Raw genomic sequence first — 14635 nt, 5'->3', positions numbered from 1 at the left:
AAACCGGCTGGGCATTCGCCGCTGCGACCAAAAATAGTCCGGGAGCAGGCACTCCGGCAACAACCTCTACGCCGGGCCAGAGGGCCTGCGGCAGAGCATGCCCCTCGCCTCCCGCCCGCATAGACGCCTGCCCTCCCCATCACCGCCGAGCGCCGGAGTCTGGTTTACTGGTGTAAGGGACGTTGCGCCGGCGGACGCGTTCCGGAAAGCCGGATGCCGGCCCAAGACCCGGTCGGGCCCTTCGGAAAAGCCCGCGAAGTTGCGCTGGCCTCCCATCGGCCTTGGGAGGTAGGATCTGCGCATTCCCCGAACATCCCGGCGAGAGGATCGGAGGATTCGCCGCCGCGGGCGGCTCGCCCAGTGCGGGTGTTCGAACGAATAGGAGGCGGGCTTGGTGAGACGGAGCGAGGGCGAAGCGCTTGGCGGGGCGCTCCCGTCGGCGGCATCCGGAGCGGGCAGTCGCCCGCTACCCTCGATTGTCAAGAAGGCCGCCTTCCTCCTAGCCCTCATCCTCACCCACCTCCTGACGGCGCATGCCGAAGCCGCCCCTGTCCTGCTCGGGATCGACGTGCTCGAACGGACGCACTTCGCGCCTTTGCAGGGGAAACGCGTCGGCCTCATCACCAATCAGGCAAGCGTCGACTCGGCAGGGAGGCCGACGCGGCTCGTCTTGCTGCACGCCCCGGGAGTCCGGCTCGTCCGCCTCTTCGCCCCCGAGCATGGGATTTCGGGAGACCTCCGCGCGGGAAGGCGCGTCTCCTTCGTTCACGACCGGCTGACGGGTCTGCCCGTCTTTCCGCTCTATGGGGACACGCGCCGCCCAACCCGATCGATGCTCGCCGGGCTCGACGCGCTCGTCTTCGAGCTGCAAGACATCGGCTGCCGTAGCTACACCTATATCAGCACCATGGTGGAAGCCATGGACGCCGCCGGCGAGCTCGGCATTCCTTTCTTCGTCCTCGACCGGCCCAATCCGCTAGGGGGCCGGAGGGTAGAAGGGCCGCCGGTCCATCCCCAGTGGCAATCCTTCGTCGGGCGCATTCCGGTCCCCTATGTCCACGGAATGACCGCCGGAGAGATCGCTCGGATGGCTAACGCAAAGGGATGGGTACCCCATCGGTGCGCCCTCCGGGTGATCGCCATGGAGGGATGGCGGCGGAGCATGCTGTGGGAGGATACCGGCCTGCGCTGGGTGCAGACCTCGCCGAACATCCCTTGGCCGACCTCCCCTGTTTATTACGTGGTGACGGGCTTCCTGGGGGACCTGGGTGCCGAATCGGGGGCAGGCTCGTCCGCCTACCCATTCCAATACGCGGGTAGCCGCGGCGTCGACCCTTTTGCGTTCGCCGCCGAGATCAACCGGCTTGGCTTGGCCGGCGTCCAGGCGATTCCCGACGGAGGATGCGGCGGGGCGGTGCGCCTGGAAATCAGCCCTCGGACCAGTACCAATCTTACCGCTCTGGGCGTCTATCTAGCTTCCCGGCTCAACCAGGCCTCCCACCCGGCGCTGTTGCGCACGGCGTCGGCCGGCGGCAAGGAGATGCTTTGCAAGCTCTACGGGAACTCCTCGATCCTGGCGGAGCTGAACAGGCGCCGGAGCGTGGGAGAGATCGCCGCGCAATGGCGCGGTTTCGAACAGGCCTTCGCGCAAGCACGCCGGCCCTACCTCCTGTATCCCGACTCCCCACGGGGGGAACCGGGGGTGGGCTACCCCCGCGCAATACCCGTGTCGACCCGAGTGGAATAGCCTGCGCGGCTTGGAACGCCCCCCGCTTGCGTCCTTGCGTCCGGTGCGCAAATGCGCCTTTCACTGCAAAAGCGAGAGGAACTCGCTCTTCGGCATCCGAAAGCAGCGGTCTCCTTCCCTCTCGGCTTCTTTCCGGTAGCGAGCCGTCCAGGCGTCGATCCGTCCGAGGAGCTCCCGCTCCGGCGGTCCGGGAAGCGCTTCGATCCGGCTTTTTAGAATCTGCAGATCCTGCAGCCTGCCTAAAAGCCTGCCGAGCCGGACGAGCCTCTTTTCCAACCGCGACAATCTTTGCCGGGAGGGGACGCTGAACATTTCCGCTTGGTAGCCGAGCCGCTTCACCCGTTTGCGCCAACGGTGAAAAGCCTCCGGGCTGCCTTCCCGGAGGGCGTCCCGCATCCCGCGTCGGCCCTTCCCGTATTCCCTCTTCAGCCGTTCTTCGACCGTCTCTTCTTCCGGCGGCCGCTTCTCGATCCAGTGGAGCAGCCGCCGGCGGCTCGCCTCGATCACGGCTCGGGCGCGGGCGATCTTCCGCGGGTCCACACCGCTTCCGGCCCGATCGGCGAAGCGCGCCAGAACGGCCCGCAGCCGTTCCCGGCGGCTCTCCTTCTTTTCCCTGGCCGCCAGCCACTCGACGGTTTGGCGGCAGACGACCGCATCGCGCGCCGGGCTGAGGCCGACCGCGATCCGCTTGATGCGCTTATCCTCTTCTACGAGCAACTTTTCCGGAACACTGCCGCGCAGGAGACGAAGATATGCGCGGAGCCTCTTGACGATGACCCGGATCCGGTGGACCTCCTCAGCCTCGGACAAGCCCTCTTCGAGGCGAGTCGCTTTTCCGACTACCACCATCCAGCGCTGCCGGAAGTCATCCGCCCCCGCGCCGCCCTCCTCCGGCCGAAGGGCCGGCTTTCTCCCCACGGCAGGGAACCACGTTGACATCCACCCTCTCCCTTTTTATTCTCTTGCGAGGATGCCCAGGGAACAAGTCATTTTGGAGTGCACGGAGGCCAAAGCGGAAAAGAAGCCCGCGTCGCGGTATTTCGGCACCAAGAACAAGAAGCTCCAGACAGGCCGCCTGGAGTTCCGGAAGTATAACCCCTTCCTGCGTCGGCACACGCTTCACCGGGAGATCAAATAAAGCGGCGACGCATCCGGTTCGTTGGCCGGAGGGTTCTGCTTTACAAGACCCGTTTCCCGAGGAGAAGCTGGCGAGCCAGTTCCCAGTCCTCCGGCCGGGTCATCTTCCCGTTAAAGCCGCTGTAGGCAACCAAACGGACCGGGTGACCGATGGCTTCCACCGCGGCGGCATCATCCGTGGCGATCTTTCCGCTCTCCCTTAGTCTTCGATAGGCTTCCTGGAGCAGCTCCCGTCGGAACACCTGCGGGGTCTGCACGTTCCAGACCCTCCGCCGGTCGAGCGTCGCCACGACCTTCCCTTGCTCGTCCGCCTCCTTAACGGTGTCCGAACTCGGATTCCCGCAAGCGGCGGCACCTTCCCGCTGAGCCACCGTGAAGATCGCTTCCATTAGCTCCACCGTCGCGAACGGACGAGCGGCGTCGTGAACGAGCGCGAATTCCGACCTTGGCGAAAGCGTCTCGAGGCCCGCCACGACCGAATCCTGTCGTTCCTCTCCCCCTGCCACGATCCGGATAGGCACGGGAAGCGCCAGAGGAGAGAGGAGCCGGTGGGCATCCTCCAGCCGTTGGCGCGCGACGACGACCGCGATCTCGGAGAGACGCGGAAAGGCCGAAACCCTTTCCAGACAGAGCTCAAGGGCGCTTCGCGTGGTCAACGGACGGAAGATCTTGTCAAAGCCCATCCGCCGGCTCCGGCCCGCCGCGACGAGAATCGCTCCGACATTCCGGGCCCCGGTTCCACTTGCTGGCGGATCGCTCATGCTCATGGGTGCCCCGAGGAAGCGGGACGAGTTCCCGGCCGCTGGGCGCTTACCGGATGGGTCGCGGGCACCGGCAGCGGCTTCCCCTCCTGCTCCTGCCGCCCCGCCACGTCGGAATAGAAAAGAACCCCTTTTCTCCTGAGGTTGTAGATGAAGTCCCGCAAGTCGGTGGCGAGGGCGGGGTCGTTCAGGAGGCGGGAGATCGGTCCCCGGCCGTATTGCGCTTCTTCGAGGATGTGGTCGGTCCGTGCGATGACGCTGTGCAGGTCCTTGATCGTCGCGCGGATCTCCGCGGCCACCTCCGGGGTGAGCACCTCTTCGTTGATCCGGCCCATCAGGGTTCCGATCTCGTCGGCGACCTTCCCGGCCGACTCCGCCACCGGCCGGAACTCTCCGGCCAGATCGACGATCGTCGTTTGACGGCTGCCACGAACATGATCCCCGGCTTTGAGAAAGGGCGCCGAGGTCCCCCGAGGGGTGATCTCGATCGACTTATCACCGAGCATGCCGACGTCGACGATTTGAAAGAGGGCATCCTTCCGGATCTTGGCATCCGCATAGAGCTTGAGCCGGACTTCCACCGCCCTTCCCTCGCGAATCGGGTAGGGACTCGCCGCTACCCGGCCGACCGGCGCTCCGGCGAACTGAACCGGTGCCCCTTTCACCAGCCCGTAAGCGTTCGGAAATTCGACGGTAATCTCGTAGGTCGGCCGAAACTTCTCCCCGTACCGCCCCAACAGGACGATCAGGACGCCGATCACAACCAGCCCCGTCAGCAGAAAGAAGCCGACCTGGAACTCCGCGTGTTTGGTTCCCATAGTTCAACAAGTTCCGAGGGCGGACTCCTCGATCCGCCCGTGAACAAACGCATTGACCACAGGCTCCTTCGAGGAGAGGAAGTCCTCCGGCGAGCAAACCTTGTAAATCCGCCCCCCGTGGAGAAAGGCGACCCGCTGCGCGATCTGCTCGACGCTCCGCATGTCGTGCGAGACGACGATCGTCGTGGCGCCGAACTCCTCGTTCAGGCACCGGATCAGCTCGGTGATCTCGGCCGACCCGATAGGATCGAGCCCGGTGGTCGGCTCGTCGTAGAGGACCAGCTTCGGCCGCGAGATGATCGCGCGTGCCAGCGCCACCCGCTTCCGCATTCCGCCGCTCAACTCCGCCGGCATCTTTTTCTCGTGGCCCTTGAGGAAAAGCCGCTCGAGAATCCGGGCGACCCTCTGGCGGATCTCCGCTTCCGGAAGCCTCCTTTCGCGCAATGGGAAGGCCACGTTCTCCTCCACGCTCATGAAGTCGAAGAGCGCCCCATTCTGGAAGACCATGCCCATCTCGATCCGCAGAGGAGCCAGCTCCCGCTCGGAAAGCGGCACCATGTCGGTATCTCCATACCAGATTTCCCCGGAATCGGGCTTGATCAATCCCAATATTAATCGCAGAAGGACGCTCTTTCCCGCCCCGCTCCGCCCGACGATGCAGAGCCGTTCGCCCCGGGCGACCTCCAGCGACACTCCTTCCAACACCCGCTGCTTCCCCAGGGTCTTGGTCACTTCCACCAGACGGAGCACCATCACGAAGACAAGATGAGGTTCATGAGGAAACTAAAAAAGAAATTCGAAATCAACACGGTGATCGCCGAGAAGACCATCGCTTCGGTCGCTGCGATTCCCACCCCTTCGGCGCTCAGATGGCAGTTGAGGCCGCGGTAACAGCTGATCAAGGCGATGATCACCGCAAAGAAAAGCGCCTTGATTTCCCCCATCCAGATATCCTTGGCGCTCGTAAACTTGACCGTGTTCTCCCAGTAGAACGTGGGATCGACGCCCAGCAGGTAGACCGAAACGGAGTAGCCGAGAAGGATGCCCGTTCCACTCGTCAGGGCGACCAGTATGGGCATCGAGACCAGCACGGCGAGAAATCGAGGCGCGATTAGATATTGGGTCGGGTAGACCGCCAGCGCCCGGAGCGCATCGATCTGCTCGGTGACGCGCATCGTCGAGAGTTCGGCCGCCATCGCCGATCCCACGCGCCCGGAAAGCATCAGCGCGCAGAGGACGGGTCCCAGCTCCCGGAGCATGGCGATCGACACGACCGGTCCGGTGGCGGACGAAAGCCCCAGCTTGCCGAAGCGAAACTGTGTCTGGGCGGCAAAGACCGCTCCGGTGAAGGCCCCGGTGATCAAGACGATGCCCTGGGAGCGCATCCCGATGCGGACGATCTGCTCGAAAAACAGTTCCCAACGGAGCCGGTAGCGGAAAATACTGTAGAGCACGTCGGCGAACAAAAAGCAGAGCGCGCCGGTGGCTTCGAAGAGCCCCACCCAGCTGTTCACCAGATGCCGAAGTAGGTTCACACGGATATGATCGCACCAGCCGCAGGGAACCTCCGCGGAGCCCAAAGCCGACGGCCTTCATCAAAACCAATGGGTCCGGCAACAAGCAAACCTTTTCCTTGCCGGGGGCCGCAGCCTCTCGCGGCGACGGCTTTCGCCTGCCGTTCCTCCTCCGGCCCCCGATCGGCAGGCCGGATGTCCTTTCCGGGGCCCGTTGACTCCCTTTAGCCGCTCATGCGCGTTCAGGAAAACGTCCCTTTGGCTCCACTGACCACGCTCGGGGTGGGAGGAAACGCCCGGTACTTCGTTGAAGCGCGGTCGGAATCGGAAGCACACAAGGCGCTGGCGTGGGCGTCGGATCGCGACCTCCCCCTCTTCGTTCTCGGCGGCGGCAGCAACGTCGTGATTTCTGACCGGGGCTTCTCGGGCCTCGTCCTCAAGATATCGATTGCGGGCGTCGACGAGCGACGCGATAACGGGCGCCGCCTTTTTTGGGTCGGGGCCGGAGAGCCCTGGGACCCGTTCGTCGGCCGGACCGTCGCCGCCGGCTTGGCTGGTCTTGTCCTCTTGAGCGGAATCCCCGGGACGGCCGGCGGAACGCCGATCCAGAACGTGGGTGCCTACGGTGCGGAGGTCGCAACCTCGATCCGAACGGTCCGGGCGATCGATCGACGGGACGGTCGCTTCGTGGAGCTGCCCGCCTCCGCCTGCTCGTTCGGGTACCGGAAAAGCATCTTCAATACGGAGCAGAAAGACCGTTATCTGATTCTGACCGTCTGCTATTCGCTCTCGGAAGAGGAAACGCCCGAGCTTCGCTACCCCGACCTGGTCTCCTTTTTCTCTCGAAAGGAAGGTCCGCCCACCGCGCCCGAGATCCGCGAAGCGGTGCTCGGGATTCGTCGGGCCAAGGGGATGATCGCGCCGGGGGAGGAGGAAGACTCCCGAAGCGCAGGCTCCTTCTTCAAGAATCCGGTTCTGGCACCAGCGGCCTTCGCCGAGATGCGCCGGCGCGCCGAGGCGCTGGGGCTCGTCCCGCCATCCTACCCGCAGGGCGACGGCAGGCGAAGGATCCCGGCCGCTTGGCTCGTGGAAAACGCCGGTTTTCCGAAGGGCTTCCGCCGCGGAGCGGTCGGAATTTCCCGCCGTCACGCACTGGCGATCATCAACCGGGGGGATGCGACGGCGGCGGAAATCCTCGCCCTCATGGGCGAGATTCAACGCGCCGTCGAGCGGATCTTCGCGGTCCGGCTCGAGCCGGAACCCGTATTCGTCGGCTTCGGGGATCGGTAGGTAACCCACCGGTCTCGGAAAGCCTTTCGGCGCCCGGAAGCACGATGGGGCTTGTCATGACAGAGAACGAGCCGCTATGTTGGATCCGGTGCAGCCGCTCCCGCATCGATACGATGTCGTCGCCCGTGGAGGGCCGACAGGTCTTCTCTCGATCGCAGCGAAGAATCTGCCGACTCTAGCGGCGGCTGCCCCGGCTCCATTCGGCGGTCCGGGGAACGTCTGGTCTCCGGAAGAACTGCTGGTGGCGTCGGTGGCCAGCTGCTTCATCCTGACCTTCGACACCATCGCCGAGCTCTCCCGACTGCCTTGGATCGAGATCGTCTGCCCCGCCGAAGGCATCCTTGAAATGGCCGACGGCAAGCGCCGCTTCACCCGCTTCTACCTGCGCCCCACCCTCAAGCTACCCAAGGGGGCGGATGCCGGAAAAGCCGAACAACTCCTTCGTAAAGCCGAGGAACGTTGTCTGATCACCGCCTCGCTCTCGGGCGGTGTGAGCCTTGCGGCTTCGATCGAGTTCGCGGAAGATCCGGCTTCCTGATTTGCGGGTCGAATCGCTCGCGCCGCCGCCAGTCAATGGCAGCCGCAACCGCCATGGCCGCAGCCGCAGGAACCGGACGGCCGAGCGGATTCGCTCTTCCGAGTGGTCCGGATGCCGGCTCCTCCCGCAATGATGCGGCGCAGCCGCTCTCCGCTTTCCGGATGGTGCGTCAATGCCGGAGCGCCCATCGGCTGCCGGATTTCGTAGACCTTGGGCTCTTCCCCGTTTCCGGAGGGGACCGTCTCGTAAAGATAGGTGATCATAGGAAGGTAGGAATTTTGCGTTACGGAGGGAATCTGCCGCATAGTCGTTGCTTGCGCAAGGCCGACCACCCCGGTCCACTCGGCCCTTCTCCCGCCGGCGGAAAATGGCACGCGAGATGCTTCTCCCAAGGAAGCATGCCGGATCAGCCGACGACATCCCACCCGCTCCGTTCCCTGAAAGGCTTTCAAAAAGTCGAAGCGGTCATTCCGCGGTCTTGTCTGGGCGAGCTCCGCGAGGCCCTAGCCCAACACTACCGGATCGAAGGAGCCCTGGCTAGTCGGGTAAAACGGCTCGAAAAAAAGCCGGAGGACGTCGAACGTTACTTGGGCAACGACTACTTCCCCGACTTTCTGGCCCGGACTAAGATCGAGTTGATTCTTCCCGTCGACCAAGTCCCCGCGGTGGTGCAGACGATCCTCCGAACAGCCCGGATCCGAGGCCGCCACGACCGGATCGTTCTGAGCCCGGTGCTTCGGGTCATCGCGATCGACGCTCCCTGCGGCATGCCGATGCCGGCGGGCAGCAGCCCGGCCCGTTCCGGGGAGCAGCAAGCGGAGGCGGTCCCCACTCTACAGTAGCGGAGGAAGCAGCTTCTCGAGAATCGGCTCCTCCGCCTCGGCTCCGAGCTCGCAGGCCGCTGCCTCGAGCGTCGTGACCACAACACGGTCTTGTCGCATTTCGTCCAGGGCCACCTGGTGATCCAGGGAGTTGCGGGAGCCGACGGCATCCGCCAGCAGATACACCAGATGCCCTCGCTCCCGGAGATCGTAGGCGACCTGCCGGACGGCTGCATGGGTTTCCATTCCCGCAAGAAGGAGAAATTGCGGCAATTCTTTCGGCAATACGGAGCCTGCCGAGAGGACATTCCGCGTGAAGCGGGGGATGCCGCTCCCGAGCTTCTCGAGAATCGGCGCGGAGACCGGGCCGAGCTTCTGCGGAGCTAGCTCCGTGAGGTGGACCGGAATGGAGAAAAGTTTCCCGATATCGAGAAGGCGATCGATTTTCCCGAGAATTCCGCCGGCGGCGGCGACAGCGGCGATGATCCGCTCTTGCACATCCACCAAAACGATTCCCGCCTTCCGGCTATCCATTCGCCAGCTCATGACTCTCCTTTGGTGTCCGTTCGCCTTGCGGGCCGCCGGGCTCTTCCTCTGCGCCCGGCTCGCCCCGGACCAAATCTTCATAGCTCTCCCGCCGGCGGATCAGCCGGTGCTTCGCCCCTTCCACGAGAACCTCGGCCGGCCTCGGCCGCGAGTTGTACTGGGAAGCCATGGAGAATCCGTATGCTCCCGCGCTGAATATCGCCAGAAGATCGCCCGCCGTTACCGGCGGCATCCGCCGCGACTCGGCGAACCGGTCGCCCGACTCGCAAACGGGCCCCACAACGTCGGCCTCGATCGGATCCCCCCCGCGCCGGATCACCGGTACAATCTGGTGAAAGGATCCATACAGGGCCGGGCGGATCAGGTCGTTCATTCCCGCATCGACGATCACAAACTTTCGGCTCGGCCCATCTTTCCGATAGAGCACCCTCGTGAGGAGAATGCCCGCGTTGCCGACAAGCAGCCTGCCCGGCTCCACAATGGTGCGTAGCCCGAGCGGGCTAAGCAAGGGAAGCAGCCGCTGCGCGTAGCGGGCGGGGGTGGCCCAACCGGTCTTGCTTTCCCACCAGCCGGGATCTCCGCTCTGCAGCGCCTCCTCGTAAGCGATTCCGAGCCCTCCCCCGATGTCGAAAAACTCCGCGCCGAACCGATCGCGCGCCATCGCCACCAAGGGAATCACTCGGCCGACCGCCTCCGCGAAGGGCTCAACGTCGCGGATCTGCGAGCCGATATGGATTTGCATCCCGCGCAACCGAAGATGGGAGAAACGGGGCAGTTCCCGATAGACCTCTTCGATCTCTTCGGCCGGGATGCCGAACTTGCTCTCCGCCACCCCGGTCTTGATCTTGGCGTGAGTCCTGGCGCCCACATCGGGGTTGACCCGCAGAGCGACCGGGGCCTTCTTCCGCAAGCGCACGGCCGCCCTATTGATAGCGCTCAGCTCTTCCCGGCTCTCCACGATAAAGCTGTAGATGCCGGCTTCCAAAGCTTCTTCGATCTCCCGGTCCGTCTTGCCGACGCCGGCGAACGTGCACCGGGCGGGATCCCCGCCGGCCTGAAGGACACGGTACAGTTCTCCGCCGCTGACTAGGTCGAAACCGGAACCGCGAGCTGCGAGCAGGCGCAGCAGCGCCAGATTGGAATTGGCCTTGACCGCGTAGCAGACCAGCGGATCGAGCGCGCGCAGGGAGGCGACGAGCCGGTCGTAGTGATCGAGAACCGTGCCGGCCGAATACACGTAGAGCGGAGTGCCGTACTTCTCGGCAAGGACGGCGGTCGAGACCTCCTCTACGAAAAGAACGTCCCCTTGATAACGGAAGCGATGCATCTATTCACCACTGAAGCAGCGCTCCGTGCTGGTACTCGGTGACGCGGGTCTCGAAGAAGTTCTTCTCCTTAAGGAGATCCATGGCTTCGCTCATCCACGGGAAAGGATTGCGCGAACCGTATCGGGCCTTCAAGCCGATCCGCTCCAATCGCCGATCTCCGATATACTGGACGTAGTCACGAAACAAGCCGGCGTTCAATCCGAGAATCCCGTTGGGCAGGCAGTCCTGCGCATAGAGCGCCTCGAGCTCGACCGCCTGCGCGATCATTTCGCTGATTTCCTCTTGAAAATCCGGGGTCCAGACCTCCGGGTTTTCCTCCTTGATTCCGTTGATCAAGTCGATGCCGAAGTTCAAGTGGATCGTCTCGTCCCGGAGAATGTACTGAAACTGCTCGCCGATTCCGGTCATTCGATTTTGCCGGTGGAAGGAGAGAATCATGACAAACCCGCTGTAGAAAAAAATTCCCTCCATGATCACGTAAAATCCCACCAGGTTCTTGAGAAATTGCCGAATCCCGGCCTCGGTTTCGGTCGAAAAGCCTTCGCGCAGGATGTCCTCCGTCAAGGCCATCTCGAAGCTGTCCTTGTTCCGGATCGAGTTGATCTCGTGGTACATGTTGAACACCTCGCGCTCGTCGAGGCCGAGACTTTCGACGATGTAGAGGAAAGCATGAGTATGGACCGCCTCCTCGAAGGCTTGGCGCAGCAGGTACTGGCGCGCTTCCGGATTGGTGATGTGCTTGAAGATCGCCAGCACGATATTGTTGCCGACAAGGCTCTCGCCGGTGGCGAAAAAGCCGAGGTTTCTCATGATCACACGCCTCTCCGCCGCGCTCAGCTTATCGGACCTCCAGAGTTCGATGTCCCTCTGCATCGGCACCTCGGAGGGCAGCCAGTTGTTTGCGCACCCGTTCAGGTAGTGCTCCCAGGCCCATTTGTATTTCAAGGGCATGAGCTGATTCACGTCCACCGTCCGGCAGTTGATCAGCCGCTTTTCCTCCGCGTTGAATCTCCTGGTGAGGTCGTAGGGCTCCCGACCTCTCTCCGACGAGTAGCAGCAGGACATGGTTTCTCCTTTCCTTCCTTTCCTTCCGTTCTCTTTTTTCTCTTCGTTCCTCCACCTGACGATGCCCGCTTCCCGAGCTCGGATCGAGCGGGCTCAAGTGCGCCGCCGAGCGGGCCGGGTCCCGTTGCCGGTCATTGGCAACTCTCGCATTCGGGATTATCGAGAGAGCAGGCCCTCCCGTTGCGCTCCTCCGCCGCCCGCTCGATGCGGACACGGGACGAGGGGCTGACGCTCTTCATCCACCGTGGTTGCAGCCCTCGAGCATTGATATCCAGGGTCGATTTTTCCACGGAGGTCGCTGCCACAGCCCGCAAGTAGTAGGTCGTCTTGAGACCCTTCCGCCAAGCCAGGAGGTACATGTCGGAAAGCTTCTTCCCATTGGGCTCGGCGATGTAGAGATTGAGCGACTGCGCCATGTCGATCCACTTCTGGCGCCGGCTGGCACACTCGATCAGCCAATAGGGATCGAGCTCGAAGGCCGTGAGGTACCTTTCCTTGATCTCTCGGGGAATGCGTTCGATAGGCAGAACCGACCCGTCGTAAAACTTGAGATCGTCCACCATCTCCTGATCCCACAGCCCCGCCTGCTTCAGCTCCTCGACGAGATAGCTGTTGATCGTCGTGAAATCCCCGGAGAGGTTCGACTTCACGAAAAGATTCTTATAGGTCGGCTCGATCGATTGGGAGACCCCGCAGATGTTCGAAATCGTCGCGGTCGGCGCGATCGCGAGCAGATTGCTGTTCCTCAAGCCATTCCGCCGAATCGCCGCCCGGACCTTCTCCCAATCTTTCCGCACCGTTCGGTCCACTTCAAGATACCCGCCGCGCTCCTCTTCCAGCAGAGAGAGCGTATCAATAGGCAAGAGGCCGCGGTCCCATTTCGAGCCCCGGAAGGTGGCATAGGCTCCTCGTTCCTTCGCCAAGTCCGACGATGCGAGAAGCGCATGGTAGGCGATGGATTCCATCGTCCGATCCGCAAATTCCACCGCCTCTTGGCTCCCATAGGGGATCTTCAGGCGGTAGAGCGCATCCTGGAAGCCCATCAAGCCGAGGCCCACCGGCCGATGGCGCAGATTGGAGTTCCTGGCCGCCGGGGTCGGATAGAAATTGATATCGATGACGTTGTCGAGCATCCGGACCGCCACGCGAATCGTTTTGGCCAGCCGATCCTCGTCGAGTTCGCCGTCCTTCACATGGGCGGCCAGATTGATCGAGCCCAAGTTGCAGACCGCGGTTTCGTCCGCCGAAGTATTCAGCGTGATCTCGGTGCAGAGATTGGAATTGTGAATCACCCCAACATGATCCTGGGGAGATCGGATGTTGCACGGATCCTTGAAGGTGATCCACGGATGGCCCGTCTCAAAGAGCATCGTGAGCATCTTCCTCCAAAGAGCGACGGCTGCGACGCGCCGGAAGTTGCGAATCTCCCCGCGATCCGCCATCGCCTCATACTCGCAATACCGCCGCTCGAAGGCCTTTCCGTAGAGATCGTGAAGATCCGGGACGTCGCTGGGGCTGAAGAGCGTCCAATTCCCTCCTTCGGCGACTCTCTTCATGAAGAGGTCGGGAATCCAGTTGGCCGTATTCATGTCCGGGGTCCGGCGCCGCTCGTCCCCCGTATTCCTCCGCAGCTCGAGGAAGTCCTCGATGTCGAGGTGCCAGGTTTCCAGGTAGGCGCAGAGGGCGCCCTTCCTCTTCCCTCCCTGATTGACGGCGACAGCGGTGTCGTTGGCGACCTTGAGAAAGGGAATGACTCCCTGGCTCCGCCCATTGGTCCCCCGGATCAAGGAGCCGGTGGCCCGGACATTGGTCCAGTCATTGCCCAAGCCTCCCGCCCACTTCGAAAGCCGGGCGTTGTCGGAGATCACTTGAAAGATTCCGTCCAGATCGTCGGAGACGGTGAGCAGGTAGCAGGACGAAAGCTGAGGATGCCTTGTCCCCGCATTGAATAGGGTCGGCGTCGAAGAAAGGAACAAAAAGGAGGAGAGCAGCTCGTAGAACTCGATAGCGCGCTCTTCGCGATTCTCCTTCTCGGCAAGGGCGAGCCCCATCGCCACACGCATCCAGAAGTATTGCGGAGTCTCGATCCTCCGCTCCTCGTGGTGGAGCAGGTAGCGATCGTATACGGTCTGCAGGCCCATGTACGTAAAGTTCCGGTCGCGCTCGAACCGGAGGGCACCGGCCAACTTTTCGAGATCGAAGCCCAATAGATCGGGCGAAAGTCGGCCGACGTCGACGCCGTGGCGGACGGAGATCGGGAAGAACTTCCTGTGCACCGCCTCCAGCTCTTCGCGTGCGCGGATCTCGGGCAAGACTTCCCGATAGATCTTGGCCAACAGGAGCCGTGCCGCGACATAGGTATAGGCCGGCTCCCGCTCCACTCGGGAGCGGGCGGCCAGAATCATCGCCTGGTCGATCTCTTCTTCGGTTACTCCATCGTACAGGCTCCGCAGCGTTTCTTCGGCCAAGCTCTCCCACGAGCAGCGATCCTCTAGGCCCCGACAGGCATCCTCGAGCTCCCTCCTGAGGCCTTCCGGATCCAAGGGAACCCGTTCGCCGCATCGCAGCACGAAGGTAAGCGGAGCCGTGCCGGATAGGGTCGCCGCGCGCAACGTGCGGGCCCTCCGGCGTTCCGCCCGGTAAAGGATGTAGCGCCGGGCCACCGAGTGGTAGCCCGCTTCCATGAGAGCCGCCTCCACCCAATCTTGGATCAATTCGACTTCGAGCGTCTCTCCGGCGACGGCCGCGGCGACGGCGCGCCGCACCACGGCCCGCGCCACCTTCTCCACCGCCTGTCTTGTCTCTTCCGAGAGGCCTTTTTCCGCCGGCACTCCCTGTTCGGCGCGAAACGCTCGTTCGATGGCCCAAGAGATGCGCTCGGGCTCGAACGCGACGACCGTGCCGTTCCGCTTCCGAACCGTGAAGGTCTTCTTCGGGAGAGGATCGATGCCGATCAACTCCATCTGCCAGGGGTCTTCCAGGGAAATCATGGCTGCCTCCAGATGTTCAAGATATTGTGCCTATGTCGGTCCTATACCACAAAATATTGGGCAATTACAGGCGATCGTAC

The 14635-nt window shown here is 63.0% G+C and carries 15 protein-coding genes; 5 read left to right on the top strand and 10 right to left on the bottom strand.

Annotated elements, in window-relative coordinates:
* Positions 1-394 precede the first annotated feature (394 nt).
* Positions 395-1747: an exo-beta-N-acetylmuramidase NamZ domain-containing protein gene (locus MTHMO_RS03155; protein WP_202213493.1), complete on the top strand. Its 1353-nt coding sequence runs from the start codon at positions 395-397 to the stop codon at positions 1745-1747.
* A gap of 60 nt (positions 1748-1807) precedes the next feature.
* Here MTHMO_RS03155 and MTHMO_RS03150 read toward each other — a convergent pair whose 3' ends face one another.
* Entirely contained in the window at positions 1808-2686 is an 879-nt protein-coding gene (locus MTHMO_RS03150; RefSeq protein ID WP_202213492.1) for a CHAD domain-containing protein, read from the bottom strand.
* 31 nt (positions 2687-2717) lie between these two features.
* Between MTHMO_RS03150 and rpmG the strand changes: the two genes are divergently transcribed.
* Positions 2718-2885 (top strand): 50S ribosomal protein L33, encoded by a 168-nt coding sequence (gene rpmG, locus MTHMO_RS03145; RefSeq protein ID WP_202213491.1) that lies wholly within the window; start codon positions 2718-2720, stop codon positions 2883-2885.
* Between the two features lie 40 nt (positions 2886-2925).
* Here the strand turns inward: rpmG and ispD are convergent, their stop codons facing one another.
* From ispD to MTHMO_RS03125, 4 genes are read right to left on the bottom strand one after another with little or no spacing between them, the layout of a single operon-like run.
* Positions 2926-3645 (bottom strand): 2-C-methyl-D-erythritol 4-phosphate cytidylyltransferase, encoded by a 720-nt coding sequence (gene ispD, locus MTHMO_RS03140; RefSeq protein WP_202213490.1) that lies wholly within the window; start codon positions 3643-3645, stop codon positions 2926-2928.
* Between the two features lie 2 nt (positions 3646-3647).
* Positions 3648-4463 (bottom strand): MlaD family protein, encoded by an 816-nt coding sequence (locus MTHMO_RS03135; protein WP_202213489.1) that lies wholly within the window; start codon positions 4461-4463, stop codon positions 3648-3650.
* A 3-nt stretch (positions 4464-4466) separates the two neighbouring features.
* The gene (locus MTHMO_RS03130; RefSeq protein WP_202214823.1) at positions 4467-5216 is read right to left on the bottom strand and encodes an ABC transporter ATP-binding protein; all 750 of its coding nucleotides are present in this window, start codon (positions 5214-5216) and stop codon (positions 4467-4469) included.
* Positions 5216-5998, bottom strand: coding sequence for an ABC transporter permease (locus tag MTHMO_RS03125; protein WP_237394733.1), 783 nt, complete (start codon positions 5996-5998; stop codon positions 5216-5218). Before MTHMO_RS03125 ends, MTHMO_RS03130 begins: the two co-directional genes overlap by 1 nt.
* Before the next feature lie 213 nt (positions 5999-6211).
* Here MTHMO_RS03125 and MTHMO_RS03120 point away from each other — a divergent pair, with 213 nt between their 5' ends.
* Both MTHMO_RS03120 and MTHMO_RS03115 read left to right on the top strand, forming a co-directional pair.
* Entirely contained in the window at positions 6212-7267 is a 1056-nt protein-coding gene (locus MTHMO_RS03120; protein WP_202213488.1) for a UDP-N-acetylmuramate dehydrogenase, read from the top strand.
* A 76-nt stretch (positions 7268-7343) separates the two neighbouring features.
* Positions 7344-7805 (top strand): OsmC family protein, encoded by a 462-nt coding sequence (locus MTHMO_RS03115; RefSeq protein WP_237394731.1) that lies wholly within the window; start codon positions 7344-7346, stop codon positions 7803-7805.
* A gap of 32 nt (positions 7806-7837) precedes the next feature.
* On the opposite strand, the gene MTHMO_RS03110 is transcribed toward MTHMO_RS03115, so the two are convergent.
* Positions 7838-8068, bottom strand: a complete 231-nt coding sequence (locus MTHMO_RS03110; RefSeq protein ID WP_202213487.1) for a zinc ribbon domain-containing protein — start codon at positions 8066-8068, stop codon at positions 7838-7840.
* 135 nt (positions 8069-8203) lie between these two features.
* On the opposite strand from MTHMO_RS03110, the gene MTHMO_RS03105 reads away from it, so the two are divergent.
* The gene (locus tag MTHMO_RS03105) at positions 8204-8647 is read left to right on the top strand and encodes a P-II family nitrogen regulator (protein ID WP_202213486.1); all 444 of its coding nucleotides are present in this window, start codon (positions 8204-8206) and stop codon (positions 8645-8647) included.
* On the opposite strand, the gene MTHMO_RS03100 is transcribed toward MTHMO_RS03105, so the two are convergent.
* The 4 genes from MTHMO_RS03100 to MTHMO_RS03085 all read right to left on the bottom strand — a co-directional run bounded on the left by MTHMO_RS03100 (position 8639) and on the right by MTHMO_RS03085 (position 14555).
* A complete protein-coding gene (locus MTHMO_RS03100; RefSeq protein WP_202213485.1) occupies positions 8639-9172 on the bottom strand; it encodes an isochorismatase family protein in 534 nt (177 codons plus the stop codon). The two genes, MTHMO_RS03105 and MTHMO_RS03100, sit on opposite strands and share 9 nt — an antisense overlap.
* Complete coding sequence (lysA, locus tag MTHMO_RS03095) at positions 9153-10499, bottom strand: diaminopimelate decarboxylase (protein ID WP_202213484.1); 1347 nt, start codon at positions 10497-10499, stop codon at positions 9153-9155. Before lysA ends, MTHMO_RS03100 begins: the two co-directional genes overlap by 20 nt.
* Positions 10500-10503: 4 nt before the next feature.
* Positions 10504-11565 (bottom strand): ribonucleotide-diphosphate reductase subunit beta, encoded by a 1062-nt coding sequence (locus tag MTHMO_RS03090; RefSeq protein WP_202213483.1) that lies wholly within the window; start codon positions 11563-11565, stop codon positions 10504-10506.
* Between the two features lie 131 nt (positions 11566-11696).
* Complete coding sequence (locus MTHMO_RS03085; RefSeq protein WP_370568198.1) at positions 11697-14555, bottom strand: ribonucleoside-diphosphate reductase subunit alpha; 2859 nt, start codon at positions 14553-14555, stop codon at positions 11697-11699.
* Positions 14556-14635: the final 80 nt, after the last annotated feature.

The sequence above is a fragment of the Methylacidimicrobium sp. AP8 genome (assembly GCF_903064525.1).
Lineage (GTDB): Bacteria > Verrucomicrobiota > Verrucomicrobiia > Methylacidiphilales > Methylacidiphilaceae > Methylacidimicrobium.
The sequence above is the reverse complement of the archived record's forward strand: the minus strand, read 5'-3'. Positions and strand labels throughout refer to the sequence as shown.